Below are 15,869 nucleotides of genomic sequence, written 5' to 3'. Positions count from 1 at the left end.
AGCTCGAGCGCTCGACAAAAGGACGGCGGCATGACGAACGACCCGGAGTGGAAGGAAACTCTCGAGGACCTTGCTCGTCGACGTGAGCACACCCACGGCATGGGCGGTCCCGAGCGGTTGGCCAAGCACCACAGCAAGGGCAAGCTCGACGCTCGTGCGCGGATCGCGCGACTGCTGGATCCGGGCACCTTTCAGGAATTCGGCACCCTGGTCGGTGGCGACATCGCCGCCGATGGGCTCGTGGCAGGCTCGGGCCGCATCGACGGAACGCCGGTGATGGTGGGCGCCGAGGATTTCACCACGCTGGCCGGCAGCATCGGCCCGGGCGGCAACGCCAAACGGTACCGGCTGGCCGAATTGGCCTTGCGCAACAAGATCCCACTCGTGATGTTGTTGGAGGGCGCGGGTTTCCGCCCCAGCGGAGAGCACTACGGACGCACACCGACAGACCTGATCGCCCAGGCAAGATGTTCGGGAAAGGTGCCCACCGTATCGGCGATCCTCGGCCCGTCCGCCGGTCACGGTGCCCTGGTGGCCCCGGTGTGCGACTTCAGCATCATGAGCCGGCAAGGCGCGATCTTCACCGCCGGTCCCCCGGTGGTGAAAGAGTCGACCGGAGAGGATATTTCGAAGGAGGATCTCGGCGGCCCGAACGTGGCACTGGCCAGCGGCGTCATTCACAACTACGCCGAGGACGACGAGACAGCCATCGACGACATCCGGCGCTATCTGTCCTACTTCCCTTCCAGTGCATGGTCGTATCCGCCGACCAGGCTTGCCGATGACACCGCCGATCCGCGCCCGACGCCAGAGATCCTCGACATCGTGTCCCGCGACAACCGCCAGATCTACGACATGCGCGCGGTGATCGACGAGATCTTCGACCGGCCCGACTGGTTCGAGGTGCAGCCGAAATTCGGGCGCGCGATCATCTGCGCTCTGGCCCACCTCGGCGGCTATCCGGTAGCGGTGGTGGCCAATCAGCCGCAGGTGATGGCGGGTTCCATCGATGCCGACGCCGCCGACAAGGCAGCGCATTTCATCACCGTGGCCGACTCGTTCCACCTACCGATCGTGTTCCTCGCCGACAATCCCGGCATGCTGCCGGGCAGCCGGTCCGAACGCAGTGGCGTATTGCGCAGCGGCGCGCGGATGTTCGCCGCTCAGACGGCCGCGACGACGCTCAAGCTTCACGTCACACTGCGCAAGGCCTTCGGATTCGGCTCGATGGTCATGTCTCTGCTGGGTTTTGACGACCAGGTCGCGACATTCGCCTATCCGGGCGCGACGATGGGCGCCATGGGCGCGGCCGCACTCAGCGCCGCCACCCACGCCGGCGAGGACTACACCGAGGTGCTCAAGAAGATGGAGCTGGAGGCGTCCTTCCGGTCGGCAGGTCACCTCGGCTTCGACGAGCTCATCTCCCCGGAGGAAACCCGCAACGCACTGCTGGTCACCCTGCAGCACGGCATCTTCAGCCGTCAGGCGGTCGCCGAACCCGTATCGCGCACCCTGATCATGCCCTGACCCGCGCCCCCGCGGGTGTGGGCGTCTAGCCGGCCCGGTACTCGGTCACGATCGGCTCGAGCTCGTCGGGGGTGGCCCCGTGCATGATCACCGCGTCGGCGCCGTAGTCGAATTCTTTGCGGATGCGGTCCACGCACTGGCTCGCCGATCCGGTGGCCGACGGTTCGAGCCATTCGTCGGGGATCAGGGTCGCGATGTGCTCGATCTGCTCGGCGCTGGCCTTGTGGTCGATGCCGCCCGGGATTGAGGTGACGACTGAGTCTGCCCGGAAGCGTTGCAGCACAGCCGGATCCCAGTTGTTGGTGCTCACCAGCAGGTCGCCGTAGCCCTGCAGGTACGTGGCGAGGCGGGCCACGGTCTTCTTCAGTCGCAGTTCCTCGGGCAGGTGATCGCCCACGGTGGCAAAGCATGACCACACCCGCACACTGTCGGGGTCACGGCCGGCCTGCTCGGCGGCATCCTTGACGGTCTTGACCGCGCGTTGCAGCGTCTCCGGGGTGAAGTAGGTGTGCAGGATGACGTCGTCGAACTCCCGCCCGCCCAGGGCGAGTGTCTGCGGACCGAAGGCCACAATCGCCAGCCGGATGTCCTCGTTGAAGTCGGGGTCGAGGAACAGCACCTGATACTTGCCGATCGGCCCGTCGTGGTTGAAGACCACCTCGCCGTGCCACAACCTGCGCATGACCTGTGCGAAATCTTCCATCTGCGCGGTCGTCACCGCAGGCACCCCGAAGGCGTTGTACATGGCTGCGATGCCACGGCCGATGCCCAAGGTGAATCGGCCCCGTGACAATCGGTGCATCGTCGTCGCCCACGATCCGGTGATCAGCGGGTGACGGGTGTTGTGGTTGGTGGCCGCCGTGGCGATCTGCATACGTTCGGTCACCGCGCAGGCGGCGCCGACGAGCGAGGAGGCTTCCTTGACGTTCCACCGCTCGGAGATGAATGCGGTACCGAACCCGAGTTCCTCACCGCGGCGCGCTTCGTCCATCAGCGTGGCCGGACCTTCACCGCCCGCACCGGCCAGCAGGTAGTAGCCGAGCTCGTCGAGTACGGGTTCGGTCATTTCGGCTCCTCGCGCAAGCGCTCGTCGGTCATTTCGGCTCCTCGCGCAAGCGCTCGTCGGTCATGACCAGACTCCTTGTTTGTAACCACAATTCCAGACTTCGGTGATCCGGCCGTCGACGACTCGGAAGATCTCCATACTGCTGATCGTCAGGGTGTTACCGTCGATGGACGTCATCGGTGATTCGTACACGATCGCGACGTGCTCGCCATCGTCTCCCGCGACAATCAGGTTCAGGTCGAACCGGATGGTCTCGAACATCGCCCAGTGGTCGATGACCCGGTTGACCGCCTCTTCGTGGGTCAGCACCTTCACCTCCCCCACATCGTGGCGGGTGACGGTGTCCCCCAGCAGCTCTTCGGCGAGCGCGAAATCCTTCTCGTTCCAGACCACCCAGTTGTACTGTTCCACCACTTCACGCGCGGTTCTCATGAGAACTCCCCCAATGCGTCGACGTCTTCGATGGCGGCGACGGCGCGGTCGATGAGCGTCAGACACAGCTGCCGGGACCGTTCAGGGGCGACGTCCCAGGTGAGCAGTGCGACCACCGGCATGTACAGCAGCAACGCAGTCGCGAGACGATAGTCCCGCCAAGCCTCGTCGAACGTGTACCCGTCGACCTGACTGGCGTACTCACGCACCAATTCCTCGTCCAGGCCACGGCGTACATCGGTGGGCAGACCCTGGCTGACCAGATACGCGATATCGGCCGCACCCGCACCGCGGACGGACAGCTGGAAGTCCACCAGCTTCAGCGCATCGTCGCGGAAGAACATGTTGTCGGCTCGAATATCTCCGTGCAGCAACATGTTCCGTTTTGACAGCGCGGCGAGCGCGGCAGGTGCTTGATCGGCGAACCGTTCAGCGAATGCGGCGACGTTCGGAGGTATCGGCCGACCGGTGTGGTCTCGGTACAGCTGCCACCCAGGGGCGAATGCGGGCAGGAAGAGGTCACGGGTCATCGTGCTGTCGATGCTCGGGAAGTGCCGCAGTACCGCATCATCGACACCGGCCGACCACGTGTGCAGACCGGCCAACTGTTCGATACAGAGCTGGGCACGCGGCAGCGACAGCCCGGCCAGATGGTCGGCGTTCTCCCAGTCCTGCAGATCTTCGAGCACGAGGACGAAGTCGGTGCCGGACATCCTTGCGACATAGCAGTGTGGTGTGGCGATGGGTGCATCTGGCGCGACGTGCCGGTAGAAGAACAACTCGCGTTGGTAGCCCCCGAGCATCTCCATCCCGCCCCGCGCCAGTGAGTCGGCGGGCAGCTTGACGATCAAAGTCTCTGGGACACCCTCGGATCCGCTCAGATGGATCCGGTACAACGCTGCGGAGAAGCCGGTGTCCAAGGCAATCCGCTCAGCCCGCACGGACGTCACCGGCACACCCAGCGCCTCCGTCAACCACGGCGGGGTGACCTCGTCGATACCCCTGGGCACCGGTTCCGAGACAGGCACTGCGACTGATGTCACCCTTGATCTCCCCACAGAAATTTGACGCCGAACAACTAAGTTAGTTGTCGGCCGTCTAATATGCAAGGGTGCCTTCCCCAGCCCAGGGACTCACCCAGCCGGAGCGCGTCGAGCAGTCCTCGCGCCGGTTACTGCAGGCTGCCGCCGAGTTGATCGTCGAAAAGGGCTGGGAGGCAACAACCGCCGCTGAGATCGGCCGGCGCGCCGGGTACAGCCGGGCCATGGTGCATGCCCGCTACGGCAGCAAGGACGCCATCCTCGACGCCTTCCAGGAGGTGTATGTGGCGCGCCTGAATCCCGAGGCCGAACCCGGCGCCACCGGGCTACAGCAGGTGCTGGCGCATTTCGACCGCGTGCAGGAGATTCACGCCGAGGATGCAGCGGTGACCAGAGCCATGTTCGTGTCGGCCTTCGAGGCCGCGAAGACCACGTCGCCGTTGCGCGACGGGGTGCGCGCCCAATTGGCCGGGGCGGCTGTCAAGATCGAAGCCGGGCTGCGGGTGGGTATCGCAGACGGTTCTCTGCGACCCGACATCGATGTCGATTTGGCGCTCCGGGACATCACCGGATCGATCTTCGGTATCGCGTTCCAGTGGGTGGTCCTGCCCGAGGATCACGATCTCGACCACGAGATCGATTGTGTGCGAGCGCGGATCACGTCAAGCTACGGCCGTTAGGAACCGCTCGGTCACATCCTGCACCGCTCCGGAAAACAAGTGCCCGACATGGCTGCCATCGTGCCAGTAGAGTTCCCCACCCCACTGCTCGTGCATCGCCAGTGCCGAACTGCGCATGGCCATCTGGTCATGCCAGGCACCGACGATGAGGCGCCGGTCAGCATGCGGACGGGTGCGCAGCGGGTCGATCACTGAGGTCATCGCCGCCACTGTGGCCGACTGCAGATCTCGCGCGGATTGCTGTCCCGCCGATCCCCAGCGCCCCAGGTGCATCCCGATCATCGCGTTGAGACCCAAGATTGGGGTATACAGCGCCACCGCGCCGACCCGGGTATCCAGATGCGAAACCAGCGCTGCCACCGCACTACCCAGCGAGAGTCCGGCGACCGCGATCCAGGATGCCTGCGGTTCCAGCCAGCCCATCAGTGCCCGGACCTCCGACACCGCGCGCATCATGCCGGCCACATTGGCCAGCGGATCGCGAGCGGGATACTCCGGCCAGGAACCGCGCCGCGGGCCGTGTCCGGGCTGCACGGGCAGCGCCACATTGAATCCGAGGTCCCGCAACTGCCGCACCCTGGCCACCAGCAGGTCCATCGAATCGCCCTGGCCCGCGCCGTGCACCCAGACCAGCCAGGGTCGCAGATCGTCGCCGCAGCGATACAGCCGCACCCGGGCCGTAGCCACACCACCGTGACCGTCCGCCAGAACCGAGGCCGGCAGCGCGGGCTCGTGGTCGAACACCAGCTCCTCGAAGGTCAGTGCACCGAACCGGCGCGGCCGGATGTGCTTGACCTGAAGGGTATCCGGGCAGGGGTGCGCCCCATCGATGCCGAGTGCGGCCAGTTCGTCGGCCACCGGCTGATAGTCGCGCAGCGGTCGTGGCAATTGTGGCGGCGGCCCGGTAAGGGTCATACCGGTGACCACCAGCTCATCGAGGGTGACCTCACCGAGCTGACGCAGACCGGTGACCGACAGCGGATTCCATTGACCCGCCAGGGCGCCGACCGAGCGAGGCACCACGCCGCCGAGTTCCCAGGCGACGCGGGCGGCTCTAATCAATGGTGAATCCCGGGTAGCCGTCAGCAGCGATCTCGTCACAGCGGCGACGGTACTCGGGGATACCCGCGGTGTAGCCCAGATACATCCGCTTCTTGCCGGGCACGTTGCCGCCGTTGTACCAGGAGTTGCAGCTCGGGTGCATCAGCACCGTGGGCGCCACCAAGGCCGTGGTGTGCTCGACCCATTCCGCCTGCGCCTGCGGCGTTGCCTCGATGCTCCGGTGCCCACCGGCGCTCAGATACGCGATGCAGTCCGCGATCCACTCGACGTGTTGCTCCAGAGCGGCCACGAAATTGGTGGCCGCCGAGGGACTTCCCGGCCCCTGGATGGTGAACAGGTTGGGGAAGCCGGCCACCGCCAGGCCCAGGTAGGACAACGCGCCCTCCTTGGCCCAGTACTCCCCCAGCACCAACCCATTCCGGCCGCGCACGTCGATGCGGCTCAACGCGCCGGTCATCGCGTCGAAGCCGGTGGCGTACACGATCACATCGAGATCGAAATCGCCTTGCTCGGTGGAGATCCCAGTCGGAGTGACCTCACGGATGGCACCTTTGCGTAGATCGACGAGGGTGACGTTGTCGCGGTTGTACGTCTCGTAGTAGCCCTGATCGATGATCGGCCGCTTGCACGCGAAGGGATGGCTGGGGGTCAACGAGGCCGCGGTTTCCGGGTCGGTGACGATCTGGGCGACGGCTTGGCCGTACAGCTCGGTGGCCATTTGGTTGGCGTCGATGTCGAAGAAGACGTCACCCCAATTCAGGGCGCCCATCACGCCGTGTTCCTCGACCGCGCGCCGCTTGTCCTCTGGCGTGGCCGATTTCACCGGAGGCCGCACCAGCATCTCGAGGAGCACCGAGAACGCACTGAGCCGAGCCGCCCCGACCGGATGTTCCCGCTGCGCAGCGCGGATGGCCGCGTAATCAGCCTTGAGCGCGTCGAGTTCCCCGGGTTCGAAGGACCGGACCTGCCACGGCAGGGTGAACGCCGGGGACCGCTGGAACACCGTGAGATGGTCGCACTGCCCGGCTACCTCCGGGATCAGCTGAACCCCGGTGGACCCGGTGCCGATCACCCCGACCCGCTTGCCGGTCAGATCGATGCCGTCGCGTGGCCAGCGACTGGTGAACAAGGAAGTGCCGGTAAAGCTCCCCATCCCCGCAATGTCGGGTTCGAGTGGGACTGAGAGGATTCCGGTGGCAGCCACCACGAACGATGTGCGCAGAGTCTGACCGTCGGCGGTGGTGACCGCCCACTGAGCGATGCCGTCGTCGAAAGTCATCGCCACGACCTCGGTACCGAATGCGATGTCACGGCGAAGGTCGAGCCGGTCGGCGACAAAGTTCAGATACGCCTCGATCTCCGGCTGAGCCGGCATCGTCTCCGTCCAGACCCACTCCTGCTGGATCTCGTCGCTGAAGCTGTAGGAGTATTCGATGCTCTCGATGTCACAGCGCGCACCCGGATAGCGGTTGACCAGCCAGGTGCCGCCGACATCATCGGCTTTCTCCAGAACCCGCACCCGCAGCCCCGCTTCGCGGAGCCGGTGCAGCGCATACAGGCCGGAGAACCCGGCACCGACGACTACCACATCAAAGGCGAAGTCTGAATCCGTGGCACTCACAGATCGATGACCTTCTCGTTGCGGTTCTTTCGGTCGACGTAGAACTGGGCAGCGCGGCCGATCGATTCCGCCGTCGGCGCCGGTTTCCACCCCAGGTCACGCGTGGCCTTGCCGTGGTCCGCCGGGGAGGTCAGCCACAACAGCCGGACGGCGGTGAGGTTCATCGGCTGATCGGTGCCCAAGAACCGATTGGACAGGCCGGCGAGCCAACCGACCGCGTAGACCAATGCCATCGGCACCCCGAACCTGGGCAGTCGGGCGCCTACTGCCTCGGCGGCTGCGGTGAACATCTCCCGTTGGGTCATATAGCTTTCCGAGACGATGTAGCGTTCGCCGATGCGCCCGTGCTCGGCAGCCAGGACGAGTGCTGCTGCAGCGTCATCGATGCCGACCACCTCGGCACCTACCCCGCGGATGTACACGGGTGTCTTGCCGAACGCCGCCAAGGCGATCAAAGCACCCTGCTTCGGCTGCCAATCCGGCGGTCCGTACGGGTTGGACACGCACATCGCCACGGCCGGCAGGCCACGCTCACGCGCGTACGACAGCACCAGACCTTCGGCCTGACGCCGGGATTCGATATACGGTCCCCCCTTCCCCGCCCAGTTGAACGGGGTGTCCTCGTCGACGGTTGCACCGTCGTCACTGATCGCGATGGTCCCGATGGTGGACAGGAACACGAAACGTTGCAGGTCGGCATTCACCGCCACGTCGAGCACATTGCGCAGGCCCTCCACATTGGTGGAGAACAGCGGCGTCGGATCTGAGAGGTGGGCGCGAGTGTCGACCACGCAGTAGAAGACGACATCTCGATCGGCCATGGCAGCGGCTACTGCGTCGGTGTCGAAGATATCGCCGTAACAGCGTTCGACGTCGACGCCGTCGATGCCTCTGGTGGAACTGCTCTTACGCAGCAGTACCCGCACATCGTCGCCGCGCTCGACAAGTTGGCGGGTGACGCAGGCCCCGATGTTTCCGCTTGCGCCCATGACGAGTACTTTCCGTCGGCCATCCATCGCTGCTCCATCCCGTCTGACGATCGGCCATGGATGTTACTGTAATCGTTACAGTAGTGTGACGATATGGGGAGATCGTTTGAAATACACCCTGGAATACCCGAGCGAACTGCCCACCGCACCTGACGATTTCCTGCAGCCCGGGGCCATCCGCGCGGTCGCTACCCAGGCCGAAGCCGCGGGCTTCTCGGCCGTCGCCCTCAGCGAACATCCGGCCCCTTCGGTCAAATGGCGGATCAACGGCGGCCACAACACCCTGGACCCGATCGCCGCGCTGAGTTTCATGGCGGCCGCCACCACACGCATCCGGCTGATGACCAATCTGTACGTACTGCCATTCCGCAATCCGTACCTGTCGGCCAAGGCGCTGGGCAGCCTGGACCTGATCTCCGCCGGCCGGTTGATCGCCGGCGTCGGTGCGGGCTATCTGCGATCAGAGTTCGCGGCGCTGGGCGTCGACATCGACCGACGCGCCGAGTTGCTCGACGAAGCATTGGCGGCGCTGCGTTCCATCTGGACGAAACCCGAACACCCTTTTGCCGGCGTGGGTTTCGGCGCAGTGGGCCCGGTCTCGCTGCAGCACACGGCGCAGCAGCCCCATCCCCCGATCTGGATCGGCGGAAACGGCGCCGCCGCGATCCGGCGCGTGGTCGAGCACGGCAACGGGTGGATGCCGATCATCGCCGGGGCAGGCATGGCCACGACGATGCGCACAACCGCCATCGAAGACGCCGAGCAATTCGCCACTGCCGTGCAGCGACTGCGCGACCGCCTCGCCGACGCCGGCCGTGACCCGCACTCCGTCGACATCCAGGTCGTGTGTCCGCATACGGATCTGGACGACGAGGCGTCACTTCGCGCGGCACGAGAGGCAATGGCTGAACTCGCCGGCCACGGCGCCACCTGGGCGGTCGTGCATGTGGACGGCAGCAGCCCCACTGCCGCGCTCGACTACATCAAGGCGTTCGGCGAAATGGTGATCGGCTAAGCCGTCGTGAACTTCAACAGAGTCCGGGTCAGGTGCAGGCTGGTGATCCGCCATGTGCCGTCACGCTTTTCGTAGGTCTCGTGATAGTGGCCGGCCCCGTGCAACTCGCCGCCATCGGGGAAGAACAACATGTCCTCCATGGCCCAGATGCCAGTCGCGGTGGTGTCAGAGGTCAGCATGATCTCCGGGGTGTGGCAGTGGTGGACGGTCGCCGCGTTCTCCACCCCACCCCAGACCACCGGGAAGAACTCGTCAAAGCTCTTCAACGGTGGGGCCGTCTGAGGATCTGCACCGCCGGTCGACACAGCCATGTCGAGCGTCACCACGACGTCGTCGACGAACAATCCCCGCCAGGCATCGATGTCCTTGGTGTCCAGGAACCGGCAATAGCGGGCTTTGAGCTGCTTGATCGCCTCGATGTCGTCGGACAACGGGTCACCTCCTGGTTGGTTGCGGAAAAGTACACCCGCCGAAACGGTATTCCAGCAGGAAAAGTGCGAGAGCGCACCTGCCGGAATGCGGTTTCGGCGGATGCGACGATACCGCATCTTCCCTATCCAGAAATGACTACTGTAATGTCTTCCGTAGGTATTGCGAGAGCAGTGGAGACAGGGAGGCAGGCGGCCATGAAAGTGCCGTTCACCTGGAAGGTCACCGGCTGGTTCATGATCGGCTGGTCGGCCGAGTACGAGGTCGGCGACGTGCGTGCGCTGAAGTACTTCGGCGAGGACCTCGCGGCGTACCGCGACGAGTCCGGCGAGTTGCATGTACTGGAAGCCCATTGCAAGCATCTCGGCGCCCACATCGGTCACGGCGGCAAGGTCGTCGGCGATTGCGTGGAGTGCCCATTCCACGGCTGGCGCTGGGGGCCGGAGGGCAACAACACCTACATTCCGTATCAGCCCGACAAGCCCAACCGTGGTCTCCGGCTTAGGTCCTACCCGGTCAAGGAACAGTACGGCTGCATCTTCATGTGGTACCAGCCCGCCGGTTTGGAGCCGCAGTGGGAGCTGCCCGACATCTTCCACAAGTTCCCTCAGTTCAACACCGATCCGGACGCGTACTACCGGCCCTACCCGGAGTTCTCCAGCCGGGCCGACGCCATCCCGGTGCACCCGCAGATCGTGGCCGAAAATGGGCCGGACAGTTCACATTTCCGCTACGTACACGGTGCCAGCGTGACTCCGGTGTGTCTGCACTGGGAACATGTCGACGAGGAATGGCGCTTTCTCACCGGCTGGCCCGACGCCCGCAGCGACGACCCGAACAAGATGGCACTGCGAATCCACAGCCACTTCTCCGGACTCGGCTTCGCGATGAGCGCCTTTGAGGGCTCGTCCAACCACCGGTTGATCTTCGCCTGCACTCCGGTCGACGACGAGGTGTCGGACATGTTCTATTCAATCTGGTGGCCCAAAGAATCAGGCACGGCTTCCGGGTCGGACATCCCACCGGATCACGTCCGCGCAAAGGTCGAGAAGCAGTTCCTCAAGACCGTGTGGGAAGACTGCGACATCTGGCGCTATCAGAAGTACGTCGAGCATCCCCCGCTGGCCAAGATCGACGCCAAACCCTATATGGCGATGCGCAAGTGGGCCACCCAGTTTTATGAGGTGCCCCCGGTCGAGAGTGCTGTCGCCGGCGTATGAGACCCGATCTGAGCGAGCTGGTCGCACCCGAGCACACCGCGATCATCACCCAGGAATGCCAGGGCGCGGTGGTCGGTCCTGACGCCGGGTTGGCCGCATTGGCCGATGAGGCCCGCCGGGAGGCGCTGCCCAACATCGCCCGCCTGTTACCCGTCGCGCGGGCGGTCTCCACACAGGTGGTGCACTGCCTGGTGCAGCGGCGCCCGGATGGATTGGGCTCCAACCACAACGCCAAGATCTTCGCCATCGGCCGCAGCGACGTGGGGATACTGCCAGGCAGCCCGGGCGCCGCACTACTGCCCGAATTCGGCCCGGAGCCAGATGATCTCGTGCTCTCCCGCTGGCACGGCCTGGGGCCGATGGGTGGCACCGACCTCGATGCCGTCCTGCGCAATCTCGGCGTGCGCACGATCGTGGCCGTCGGCGTCTCGGTGAACATCGCGATCACCAACCTGGTGATGGACGCGGTCAACGCCGGGTACCGGGTGGTACTGCCACGCGATGCGGTAGCCGGAATTCCGACGGCCTATGCCGACGCGGTGATCGACAATACGCTGTCCCTTCTTGCCACCGTCACCACCACCGAAGACCTGCTGCGTGTCTGGCAGCGCTGACCAAACCCGCCGCTAGGAGAGCCCCGTGCAGTTCACCGTTCCGGCCGTCGCCGAGGCCGTCGCCACCGCCATACCGGACCGCTCCCTGATAGTCCAGGGCGACCGGCGCTTCAGCTACCGCCAGGTCGTCGACCGGTCGAATCGCCTGGCGGCATACCTGCATTCGCGCGGTCTGGGAGCACAGACCGAACGTGGTGACCTGGCCGGCCATGAGGTAGGTCAGGACCTACTGGGCATCTATGCCTACAACGGACCGGAGTTCGTCGAATCGCTGCTCGGTGCCTTCCGGTCCAGAGTCGCTCCATTCAACGTCAACTACCGTTACGTCAAGAACGAATTGCAATACCTGCTGGCCGATTCCGGGGCGTCGGCGTTGGTGTATCACGCGGCATTCGCACCCCGGGTGGCCGAGGTGCTGCCCGAACTGCCTGCTCTGCGGGTCCTGATCCAGATCGCCGACGGATCCGGCAACGAATTGCTCCACGGAGCAGTCGATTACGACACGATCGTGGCCGACACCCCGACGCCCGTGTACGCACCCGTGGAGCCCAGCCCGGACGACCTCTACGTCCTGTACACCGGCGGCACGACCGGCATGCCCAAGGGCGTGCTGTGGCGCCAGCACGACATCTTCATGACCGCGTTCGGCGGACGCAACATGATGACCGGGGACAAGTCACAGTCCGTCGAGGAAATCGTCGGCCGTGCGGCCGAGAATCCCGGCACCAAGCTGATGATCCTCCCACCGCTGATCCACGGTGCCGCGCAATGGGCCGCGATGACCGCGATCACCACCGGCCAGACCCTCGTATTCCCCAGTGTGGTCGATCGTTTCGATGCCGACGACGTGGTGCGCACCATCGAACGCGAACAGGTACTGGTGGCCACCGTCGTCGGTGACGCAATGGCCCGCCCGCTGCTGGATGCGATCAAGGGTGGCACCGCAGACGTGTCGTCTCTGTCGGTCGTGGCGAACGGCGGAGCGCAGCTGACCCCTTACGTCAAACAGCAACTCATCGACGCCAAGGCCAATCTCATCGTCGTCGACGGAGTGGGGTCATCGGAGACCGGCGCCCAGATGAGCCACATGTCTGCTCCCGGTGCGGTGTCGACCGGAACGTTCAACGCCGGACCCGACACCTGTGTGGTGACCGAGGATTTCACCGCGGTCCTGACCGCCGGCCACGAGGGGCTGGGCTGGCTGGCGCAGCGAGGGTTCGTGCCACTGGGATACAAGGGCGATGCCGCCAAGACTGCGGCGACATTCCCGGTGATCGACGGCGTGCGCTACGCGACGCCCGGCGATCGGGCCCGCCATCTGGGCAGCGGTGCAATCGAACTCCTAGGCCGCGATTCGGTGACCATCAACTCCGGCGGCGAGAAGATCTTCGCCGAGGAGGTCGAGTCCGCGATCGCCTCGCACCCGGCGGTGCAGGACGTCGTCGTCGCCGGCCGCCCCAGCGAGCGCTGGGGACAGGAGGTAGTGGCTGTCGTGGCACTGGCCCAGGGTGCTGTGGCCGGGGCCGACGAGCTCATCGCGCACGCCGAAACCTCGATCGCCCGCTACAAGCTGCCCAAGGCCGTGGTGTTCCGCCCGGTCATCGAGCGCAGCCCGGCCGGTAAAGCCGACTACCGGTGGGCCCGCGAGCAGGCGCTCAGCGAAACTTCTTGAGCCGGGCGGCGGTCCGGCTGCGGGCCCGTCGCAGGCTGAGGTCCGCGCTGACCCGCATGGCCGCGCTGAACGGCCTCGCCGCCTGCCCCGTGACACTGAATGGCAGGTCACTGCCGACCACGGTGCGGTAGTGGCTGAATGCATCGAAGCCGGCCTTGCCGTGGTAGGCGCCGGTGCCGCTGCGGCCGACGCCACCGAACGGGGCGTCGGACGGGATCATGTGCGCGGCAAAGTCATTGCGGGCCACCCCACCGCTGCGGGTGTGGCTGACGAAGTGCCGGAAATCGGCGTTGTCGGGACCGAACCAATACGCCACCAACGGTGACGGGTTGGCGTTGATGTGGTCGACCGCCTCGGTGAGGCCGGCGTAGCCGCGGACCATCAGCACGGGACCGAACACTTCCTCGCTCGCGATCTGCATCCGGTCATCGACGTCACGCACAATGGTCGGCGCGATCTTGCGCGAGCCCGGATCGGGCAGCACTTCCCCCGCCGGGACCACGGAATCGATTCGGGCCCCGTGCGCACGCGCGTCCGCGATCAGGCCGACGACGCGGTCGAAATTGGCCTGGTTCACCGAGGAGCAGTAGTCGGGATTGCCCACGACGGTGGGAAACAGTTTGGTCAAGGTCTTGCGCGCCACTGCGACGAACCGGTCGACCTCAGCTTCCGGTACGAAGACATAGTCAGGGCATACACACACCTGACCGCCATTGACCATGCGCGCCTGGGCGATTCGATTGGCCGCCCGTTCGATGTCGGCGCCGGGCGCCACGATCACCGGGTTCTTGCCCCCCAGCTCCAGCGTGACGGGAACGAGGTTGTCCGACGCGGCCCGGGCGACAAGCTTTCCCACCGAAGGCGAGCCGGTGAAAAACAGGTGGTCGAACGGCAGGCCCGCGAACTCAGCGGCGACATCCGGCCCACCGGTCACGACTCTCAACTCGGTCGGATCGAAGTACCTCGGGACTGTCGCCGCCATCAGTTCGGCGGTACGTGGCGTGACCTCAGACATCTTCATCATCACCCGGTTGCCTGCGGCGAATGCGGCCGCCGCGGGCAGCACCGTCAGTTGGATCGGGAAGTTCCACGGACCGATCACGCCGATCACGCCGAGCGGGCTCGGCAGCACTTCGGCGCGCAGACCCGCGAACCGGGCTGCCCGCATCAGCTTGGTCGCGCGCATCCATTGCGGCACATGCGCTCTGGTGTGCTCGATGACCGAAAGCATGCCGAGGATCTCGGCGAAGAACGCCGCCGACCGGGAACGTGACCCATAGTCGGCAGCGGTAGCGGCGACGAAATCTTCCGAGTTGTCGAGGACCATCGCGAGCAGCCGGTCAATACGGTTGCGGCGCAGCGCGATATCGGGCGACCCATCGGCGATGAAAGAGCAGCGCTGGGCAGCCAGCACCTCGTCGAGACCGTCGCGCTGCGGTTGTACCCCAGCGCGCTCCTCCAGCGCACTCATCGATTCCGTCCCCTCGCCAGGCACGCGTCGCCCACATCCCGAAGGTCCCTCCGGTAAGGCTCACGGTAGCACCCGTCAAGCAGGTAGGAGCCGATTGTCCGGCTAGCCCGAATTGTTTACAGTCATCCTTACTGTCGTTCATTCGGTGAGAGGTTGGGCATGTCGGAAACCGCGCGCAGGATCGTCGTCGTCGGAGCCGGATCCGGAATCGGAGCGGCCACCGCGGCGCACTTCTTCGAGCGGGGCGACCACGTACTCGCGGTCGACCTGCGCACCAACGACACCCCGGCATCGGAGCATGCGACCTGCGACCTTCGGGATGCCGGCGACATCGCGCGACTTCTGGGTGAGATCGGGGACGGCTGGGACATGCTCGCGCACGTCGCCGGGGTTCCGGGCACCGCGCCGGCCGCCGACGTGCTCAAGGTCAACTATCTCGGCATGCGACTGATGGCCGAGGGCATGCTGCCGCTCCTGCGTCACGGCGGGTCGATCGTCACGGTGGCCTCGACCGCGGCTCTGGGCTGGCAGCAGCGCGTCGACGTGCTGGACGGGCTTCTCGAACTGACCGATGGGGATGCGGTGGCGCAGTGGCAAGCCGGCCAGGATCCGAATTTCCCGGTGTACACCACTTCCAAGCAGGCCGCCATCCTGTTCGTCAAGCGGGTGGCAGGCCCGGCCTGGACCAAGTACGGCGTGCGGGTCAACACCGTCAGCCCGGGCCCGGTCGAGACGCCGATCCTGACCGACTTCGAACAGACCATGGGCAAAGACGTGCTCGACCTGGTGCGTGCCACAGTCGGCCGGCACGCCACCGTCGACGACGTGGTCCCGCTGATCGGCTTCCTGGCCTCCCCTGAGGCGCGTTGGATCAACGGTCAGGACATCCAGGTCGACGCCGGTTTCATCGCGTCGATGAGCAACGGGGCCCCGATCCCGCTCTGACTGTTCCGACCCGCGTCGATTCCGTTACTGTAATATTTACAGTAATATGCATCAGTGTGATCGGTCCGTTCCGAGCGGTTGAGGTG

General features: G+C 65.4%; 15 protein-coding genes. 7 read left to right on the top strand and 8 right to left on the bottom strand.

Features of this window, described 5'->3' with window-relative positions:
• Nucleotides 1-30: 30 nt before the first annotated feature.
• Nucleotides 31-1,527: an acyl-CoA carboxylase subunit beta gene (locus tag ACZYZF_RS21840; protein ID WP_463744347.1), complete on the top strand. Its 1,497-nt coding sequence runs from the start codon at nucleotides 31-33 to the stop codon at nucleotides 1,525-1,527.
• Between the two features lie 25 nt (nucleotides 1,528-1,552).
• On the opposite strand, the gene ACZYZF_RS21835 is transcribed toward ACZYZF_RS21840, so the two are convergent.
• Genes ACZYZF_RS21835 through ACZYZF_RS21825 form a run of 3 tightly spaced genes read right to left on the bottom strand, consistent with a single transcriptional unit; the run spans nucleotide 1,553 to nucleotide 4,068 of the window.
• Complete coding sequence (locus ACZYZF_RS21835) at nucleotides 1,553-2,593, bottom strand: TIGR03857 family LLM class F420-dependent oxidoreductase (protein ID WP_463836806.1); 1,041 nt, start codon at nucleotides 2,591-2,593, stop codon at nucleotides 1,553-1,555.
• A 60-nt stretch (nucleotides 2,594-2,653) separates the two neighbouring features.
• A complete protein-coding gene (locus tag ACZYZF_RS21830; protein WP_463836805.1) occupies nucleotides 2,654-3,025 on the bottom strand; it encodes a nuclear transport factor 2 family protein in 372 nt (123 codons plus the stop codon).
• Nucleotides 3,022-4,068, bottom strand: coding sequence for a phosphotransferase (locus ACZYZF_RS21825; protein WP_463836804.1), 1,047 nt, complete (start codon nucleotides 4,066-4,068; stop codon nucleotides 3,022-3,024). Before ACZYZF_RS21825 ends, ACZYZF_RS21830 begins: the two co-directional genes overlap by 4 nt.
• Before the next feature lie 68 nt (nucleotides 4,069-4,136).
• On the opposite strand from ACZYZF_RS21825, the gene ACZYZF_RS21820 reads away from it, so the two are divergent.
• On the top strand, nucleotides 4,137-4,745 hold the full coding sequence (locus ACZYZF_RS21820) for a TetR/AcrR family transcriptional regulator (RefSeq protein ID WP_463836803.1): 609 nt from the start codon (nucleotides 4,137-4,139) through the stop codon (nucleotides 4,743-4,745).
• On the opposite strand, the gene ACZYZF_RS21815 is transcribed toward ACZYZF_RS21820, so the two are convergent.
• The 3 genes from ACZYZF_RS21815 to ACZYZF_RS21805 are packed head-to-tail and all read right to left on the bottom strand — an operon-like array spanning nucleotide 4,728 to nucleotide 8,444.
• Nucleotides 4,728-5,804, bottom strand: a complete 1,077-nt coding sequence (locus ACZYZF_RS21815) for an alpha/beta hydrolase family protein (RefSeq protein WP_463836877.1) — start codon at nucleotides 5,802-5,804, stop codon at nucleotides 4,728-4,730. The two genes, ACZYZF_RS21820 and ACZYZF_RS21815, sit on opposite strands and share 18 nt — an antisense overlap.
• A complete protein-coding gene (locus ACZYZF_RS21810; protein ID WP_463836802.1) occupies nucleotides 5,800-7,428 on the bottom strand; it encodes a flavin-containing monooxygenase in 1,629 nt (542 codons plus the stop codon). The genes ACZYZF_RS21815 and ACZYZF_RS21810 overlap by 5 nt, the downstream gene beginning before the upstream one ends.
• Nucleotides 7,425-8,444: an NAD-dependent epimerase/dehydratase family protein gene (locus ACZYZF_RS21805; RefSeq protein ID WP_463836801.1), complete on the bottom strand. Its 1,020-nt coding sequence runs from the start codon at nucleotides 8,442-8,444 to the stop codon at nucleotides 7,425-7,427. Before ACZYZF_RS21805 ends, ACZYZF_RS21810 begins: the two co-directional genes overlap by 4 nt.
• A 79-nt stretch (nucleotides 8,445-8,523) precedes the next feature.
• Here ACZYZF_RS21805 and ACZYZF_RS21800 point away from each other — a divergent pair, with 79 nt between their 5' ends.
• Nucleotides 8,524-9,432 carry an LLM class F420-dependent oxidoreductase gene (locus tag ACZYZF_RS21800; RefSeq protein WP_463836800.1) on the top strand — a complete coding sequence of 303 codons (909 nt, stop codon included), beginning with the start codon at nucleotides 8,524-8,526 and terminating at the stop codon, nucleotides 9,430-9,432.
• Here the strand turns inward: ACZYZF_RS21800 and ACZYZF_RS21795 are convergent.
• Nucleotides 9,429-9,863 carry a nuclear transport factor 2 family protein gene (locus tag ACZYZF_RS21795; RefSeq protein WP_463744356.1) on the bottom strand — a complete coding sequence of 145 codons (435 nt, stop codon included), beginning with the start codon at nucleotides 9,861-9,863 and terminating at the stop codon, nucleotides 9,429-9,431. The genes ACZYZF_RS21800 and ACZYZF_RS21795 overlap by 4 nt on opposite strands.
• 195 nt (nucleotides 9,864-10,058) lie before the next feature.
• Here ACZYZF_RS21795 and ACZYZF_RS21790 point away from each other — a divergent pair, with 195 nt between their 5' ends.
• The 3 genes from ACZYZF_RS21790 to ACZYZF_RS21780 are packed head-to-tail and all read left to right on the top strand — an operon-like array spanning nucleotide 10,059 to nucleotide 13,367.
• Nucleotides 10,059-11,081: a Rieske 2Fe-2S domain-containing protein gene (locus ACZYZF_RS21790; RefSeq protein ID WP_463744357.1), complete on the top strand. Its 1,023-nt coding sequence runs from the start codon at nucleotides 10,059-10,061 to the stop codon at nucleotides 11,079-11,081.
• Entirely contained in the window at nucleotides 11,078-11,695 is a 618-nt protein-coding gene (locus ACZYZF_RS21785; RefSeq protein ID WP_463744358.1) for a cysteine hydrolase family protein, read from the top strand. The genes ACZYZF_RS21790 and ACZYZF_RS21785 overlap by 4 nt, the downstream gene beginning before the upstream one ends.
• A gap of 25 nt (nucleotides 11,696-11,720) precedes the next feature.
• Complete coding sequence (locus ACZYZF_RS21780; RefSeq protein WP_463744359.1) at nucleotides 11,721-13,367, top strand: acyl-CoA synthetase; 1,647 nt, start codon at nucleotides 11,721-11,723, stop codon at nucleotides 13,365-13,367.
• On the opposite strand, the gene ACZYZF_RS21775 is transcribed toward ACZYZF_RS21780, so the two are convergent.
• Complete coding sequence (locus ACZYZF_RS21775) at nucleotides 13,351-14,838, bottom strand: aldehyde dehydrogenase family protein (protein ID WP_463836799.1); 1,488 nt, start codon at nucleotides 14,836-14,838, stop codon at nucleotides 13,351-13,353. The genes ACZYZF_RS21780 and ACZYZF_RS21775 overlap by 17 nt on opposite strands.
• 159 nt (nucleotides 14,839-14,997) lie before the next feature.
• On the opposite strand from ACZYZF_RS21775, the gene ACZYZF_RS21770 reads away from it, so the two are divergent.
• Entirely contained in the window at nucleotides 14,998-15,783 is a 786-nt protein-coding gene (locus ACZYZF_RS21770; protein WP_463744361.1) for an SDR family oxidoreductase, read from the top strand.
• Nucleotides 15,784-15,869 lie beyond the last annotated feature (86 nt).

The sequence above is a fragment of the Mycobacterium sp. IDUB_24 genome, from assembly GCF_055419385.1.
The sequence above is the reverse complement of the archived record's forward strand: the minus strand, read 5'-3'. Positions and strand labels throughout refer to the sequence as shown.

Coding starts and splice junctions, on each gene's coding strand:
- ACZYZF_RS21840 (WP_463744347.1), top strand. CDS start 31: ATGACGAACGACCCGGAGTGGAAGGAAACTCTCGAGGACCTTGCTCGT.
- ACZYZF_RS21835 (WP_463836806.1), bottom strand. CDS start 2,593: ATGACCGAACCCGTACTCGACGAGCTCGGCTACTACCTGCTGGCCGGT.
- ACZYZF_RS21830 (WP_463836805.1), bottom strand. CDS start 3,025: ATGAGAACCGCGCGTGAAGTGGTGGAACAGTACAACTGGGTGGTCTGG.
- ACZYZF_RS21805 (WP_463836801.1), bottom strand. CDS start 8,444: ATGGATGGCCGACGGAAAGTACTCGTCATGGGCGCAAGCGGAAACATC.
- ACZYZF_RS21790 (WP_463744357.1), top strand. CDS start 10,059: ATGAAAGTGCCGTTCACCTGGAAGGTCACCGGCTGGTTCATGATCGGC.
- ACZYZF_RS21785 (WP_463744358.1), top strand. CDS start 11,078: ATGAGACCCGATCTGAGCGAGCTGGTCGCACCCGAGCACACCGCGATC.
- ACZYZF_RS21775 (WP_463836799.1), bottom strand. CDS start 14,838: ATGAGTGCGCTGGAGGAGCGCGCTGGGGTACAACCGCAGCGCGACGGT.
- ACZYZF_RS21770 (WP_463744361.1), top strand. CDS start 14,998: ATGTCGGAAACCGCGCGCAGGATCGTCGTCGTCGGAGCCGGATCCGGA.